This is a genomic window from Microcystis sp. LE19-41.2A (assembly GCF_027530405.1).
Lineage (GTDB): Bacteria > Cyanobacteriota > Cyanobacteriia > Cyanobacteriales > Microcystaceae > Microcystis > Microcystis aeruginosa.
The window spans coordinates 1-4,474 of the sequence record NZ_JAPZQJ010000336.1 but is presented as its reverse complement, the minus strand read 5'-3'; the positions used below and the strand labels follow the sequence as shown (position 1 = coordinate 4,474).

2 protein-coding genes and 1 pseudogene are annotated in these 4,474 nt (G+C 41.3%); 2 read left to right on the top strand and 1 reads right to left on the bottom strand.

The features are described 5' to 3' along the window. Window positions 1–542 precede the first annotated feature (542 nt). A complete protein-coding gene (locus tag O9290_RS13875; protein ID WP_288057118.1) occupies window positions 543–2,363 on the top strand; it encodes an EAL domain-containing protein in 1,821 nt (606 codons plus the stop codon). Between the two features lie 814 nt (window positions 2,364–3,177). After that, window positions 3,178–4,179, top strand: a complete 1,002-nt coding sequence (locus tag O9290_RS13870) for a phosphoribulokinase (RefSeq protein WP_288057115.1) — start codon at window positions 3,178–3,180, stop codon at window positions 4,177–4,179. Between the two features lie 52 nt (window positions 4,180–4,231). Here O9290_RS13870 and O9290_RS13865 read toward each other — a convergent pair. Continuing rightward, window positions 4,232–4,306 (bottom strand): annotated as a pseudogene (locus O9290_RS13865) (DNA-binding response regulator); the annotation flags it as partial. Window positions 4,307–4,474 lie beyond the last annotated feature (168 nt).

Sequence of the window (4,474 nt, the reverse complement as noted above, 5' to 3'; positions counted from 1 at the left end):
GGTCAATTACCTAATTTTCAGAGAAAAAGTCCCAGAATTTTCCCCCTATCTCTCCCACAACTGGTACTTTTTGATTGACAAAAAGTCTAAAAGTCTTACCCAACAAGGTTTTTAGATTTATTCAGCAAGCCCTATCTAAATTACTCGTTAAGACCCCCTAAAAGCGGGGTCAGCTTTAAGCCAAGGAATTAGGGGTACAGTTAGTTTGAGATAATTTTGATGCTGGCTATTCCTTCTTAAGTTATATTTATAAATATCCCCTCGACAGCTTGAAGAGCGAACCTTTATCCAATCTTTACCATCAAAAACCGAGCATTTAGCCATGTTATCGACTATAATCGGCCTAGTACAGAATTTGAACAGGTACAAAGATTTTGGGTTACTCAGGCCTTGAAACCAGAAGATGTGACGCAATTGCCGTTAAGGAACTGTTCCGAATCACACCCAACACTTTATTGAGAAAATAAATTAAGTCAAAGACGAATAAGCCATGACTTTTTGAGGGAGCATATTAACTTATATTTTGTCGAGGTACCGAAAAAATGATTAATGGTTCATCCAATTCCCGTTATCTCCTCATTGTGGAAGATCCTCAAGGGAGAAGAACAATTACCCTAGAAGACATGAAATATTCTCTCGGCCGTAAGTCCGATAATCAAATTGTTCTTCGCTCCAAATATGCGTCTCGTTATCATGCGACTTTAATTAAAAAGAGTATTGATCGCCAAAATTTTTCCTATTGGATTCTTGATGGTGATTTAGAGGGGAATAAAAGTCATAATGGTATTTATGTCAATGGGTCTAAATGCTTGGTTCATGAATTAAAAGATGGTGATTTAATTAACTTTGGCTGTGATATAAATGCCAGTTTTCATTTAATAGCCAGTCAAGAAAAAATAGAGCAAGCACCAGTTAAAAGTTCAGGACAGCTACGAGTGGATCTGACGGAAAATGAAGCAAATTATAGCCGGGATAACTTCCACACAAAAAGTACCCTAATTCTCCATCATTCCCCATCCCAGACCATTAGTTTTGATAACAGGACTCAAGAGGAATCTTTCCTAGATCCTCTCACGAATTTGCCTAACCGTTCTATCTTTAATGAATATCTGTCAAATGCTATTAATAATGCCCAGAAAAGTAATCAACTGCTCGGTCTGTTATTAGTGGATGTAGAGCGGCTAAGAAATGTCAACAATCGACTAGGTTATCGACTGGGAGATAAGCTATTAAAAATCGTCAGTGAACGGTTAAGAAAAAATTTGAGATCGGGGGATATAGTCGCTCGTTGGGGAGGGGACGAATTCATTATCCTGCTGCCACAAATTAATAAGGCTAATGATCTGGAAAAAGTTAGTCAAAGAATTCTTAAAACCCTAGAAAATAATTACGAAATCGAAAATCACTCCCTAGCCGTGCGATTAAATTTAGGTTCAGTTATCTGTCCCCCCGTCGGCACAGACAGAAAAATAATTTTACAGAAACTGGAGGAAAATTTAGTAGCGGTCAAGAATAATATCAATAATAACTCCAGGATAGAGTCAGTTAATGTTCACCCTAAAAATACTCGTAGTTCTAAAGTTGAATATTTTCTCTATCAGGCAATCAGAAATAATGAATTAGCTCTTTACTATCAACCGCAAGTTAATATGACTCAGGGACAAGTGGAAGGGTTAGAGGTATTATTGCGCTGGTTACACCCTCAATTCGGATTAATCGCTCCTAATCGTTTCTTACCCTTAATCCAAGAAAGCGAGTTAATCCTTGAGCTTAATCGTTGGGTGCTGAAAAATGCCTGTCAACAAGCACAAATATGGCAGCAGCGAGGATTATTATACACTCCCATCTCGATCAATCTGTCCCCGCACCAATTGCGGGATCCCCAGTTGCTCACCATCCTCAAAGAAGTCTTGACTGAAACCCAAATCGGGCCTTTCTTTCTGGAGATGGAAATAACCGAAACAAGTTTACTAGAAAATAGCCGTGAAACTGGTCGAATTCTTGGGGATTTGCAGGAATTGGGTATTGGGATCACCCTCGATGATTTTGGCAGCGGTTACGCGTCGATCGCCTATCTCGGTCAATTTACCGTGAAAAAACTGAAAATAGAGCAATCTTTAACGAAAAACCTGAGTAATAATCCCCAGGATACCCGTTTTATCTCGTCATTGCTGGCGATAGCGAAAAGTTTTAACTTAATAGTGATCGCCAAGGGAGTAGAAACCCAACAACAATTAGAAATCCTGCAAGAATTAGGTTGCGAGAGAATGCAAGGCAATCGCATCAGTGGCCCTCTAGCAGTGGAGGAAATGACTAAATTTCTCCACATCCACCACAGCCTGTCAGTAATCAGTGATCAGTGATCAGTTATCAGATCTGGGTTTTTAGTAAGGAGGAGTAAATAGGGTTTGCGGCAAAACGCTTTGCCTAGGGGCTGGGTGTGGGGTGTGGGGTGTGGGGTGTGGGGTTTTACCCATTTTCAGGTGGTCAATTACCTAATTTTCAGGGAAAAATTACCTGAATTTTCCCCCAATCACTCCAATGGTCGGCACTTTTTGAGGGAAAAAAAGTCTAAAAGCCTTATCCAAAAAGGTTTTTAGATTTATTCAGCAAGCCCTAAATAGCATTAAGTACCTAAGCAAAATTAATTACACATATCTAACCACCTCTTGCCTCTTGCCCCTTGCCTATCTTCACTAGGAAATTAATTTTGCACGACTACTTAACGCTCTTCTGGAACTTTCGGAAATCCCCGACGGAATCCAGATTCTGAAACCCTTGGTTGACAAGTGATCGCTAACTTTTTTTCTAATAAAAACTCAAATTTCGGGTTTCTGTTAGTTAGCGATAGCTTGAAGGCTTACCCCATAAGGGAGCTAGGGTTTAGAGACTGTAAGACTTTTGCCAGACTCCCTCCAAGAGCGTTAACAGTGCTGTCCTTTCACTGATCACTGTTTACTGATAACTGATAACTGATAACTGATAACTGATTTTGGTCACTGATTCCGGTATGATCTGAACAGAGAATCTAGTATCAAATACCTACTCATTCTAGCGTGAGACTCTTGCCGAACCTGTCAGCAGCAGAAATTTGTGGCGGCGGGGTGCTGCTGGATCCAGAGTCTGGTTTAATTACTACTATGGGTTAACAATTAGTTGTGTATTTAGAGGGAAACTATGGCCAATAAGCCAGAGCGCGTGGTTCTAATCGGTGTAGCTGGGGACTCCGGCTGTGGGAAATCTACTTTTTTACGTCGTTTGACGGATTTATTCGGGGCTGAGTTTATGACAGTGATCTGTTTAGATGACTATCATTGCCTCGATCGCAAACAGAGAAAAGAGGTGGGTGTCACCGCACTCAATCCGAAAGCGAATAACTTTGACCTGATGTATGAGCAGATTAAAGCTCTCAAGGGAGGTCAAGCCATTAATAAACCTATTTATAATCATGAAACGGGGATGATCGATCCCCCCGAAATCATCGAACCGAATAAGGTAATCGTGATCGAGGGACTACACCCCTTATATGATGAACGAGTCCGGGCCCTATTAGATTTCAGCGTTTATCTCGATATTAGCGATGAAGTCAAAGTTAACTGGAAAATTCAACGGGATATGGCCGAGCGCGGTCACACCTATGATGATGTGATGGCGGCCATTAATTCTAGAAAACCCGATTTCAGTGCCTATATCGACCCCCAAAGACAGTACGCTGACGTGGTGATTCAAGTGCTGCCCACCAAATTACTTGAAGATCACGAAAGTAAATTACTGCGGGTCCGTTTAATCCAGAAAGAAGGGGTAGAAAACTTTGAACCCGCTTATCTGTTTGATGAAGGTTCCACCATCGATTGGCGGCCCTGTGGTCGTAAATTGACCTGCACTTATCCCGGTATTAAACTCTACTATGGTCCAGATGGATTTTTGGGAAATGAAGTGTCGATTCTGGAACTAGATGGTCAATTCGATAACCTGGAAGAAATGATCTACATCGAAAGCCATTTGAGCAAAACCGGCACTAAATACTACGGTGAAATGACGGAATTACTGCTCAAACACAAGGATTATCCCGGTTCTACCAATGGTACGGGTTTATTCCAAGTATTGGTCGGTCTCAAAATGCGTGAAACCTACGAAAAACTAATGGCAGCCGAATCAAAAGTGGCAGCCCAGGTCTAGTTTCTAGTTTTGACCGAACCGGCATCCTATATGGTTAGGGTGCCGGTTTTTTTTAAGCTACTAATCCCGACCGCAGGGCCAGCACTGCCGCTTGAGTGCGATCATCGACAGAGAGTTTATTTAAGACCCACATTCCGCACCCTCAACTGTCACCTTAGGGACTTGCGTATTAATAAATTACCATCTAGACTAGAGAAGCAACTTGTTACTCCCACTCTCAACTATGGTAACTGAACTGACTGAAAAAATCAAATCAAGCTTGAAAGATGCGGCAAAAAAGCTGACAGGTTTTAAG

Excerpts from the sequence above, each read along its gene's own strand:
- O9290_RS13875 (WP_288057118.1), top strand. The coding sequence starts at position 543 with ATGATTAATGGTTCATCCAATTCCCGTTATCTCCTCATTGTGGAAGAT.
- O9290_RS13870 (WP_288057115.1), top strand. The coding sequence starts at position 3,178 with ATGGCCAATAAGCCAGAGCGCGTGGTTCTAATCGGTGTAGCTGGGGAC.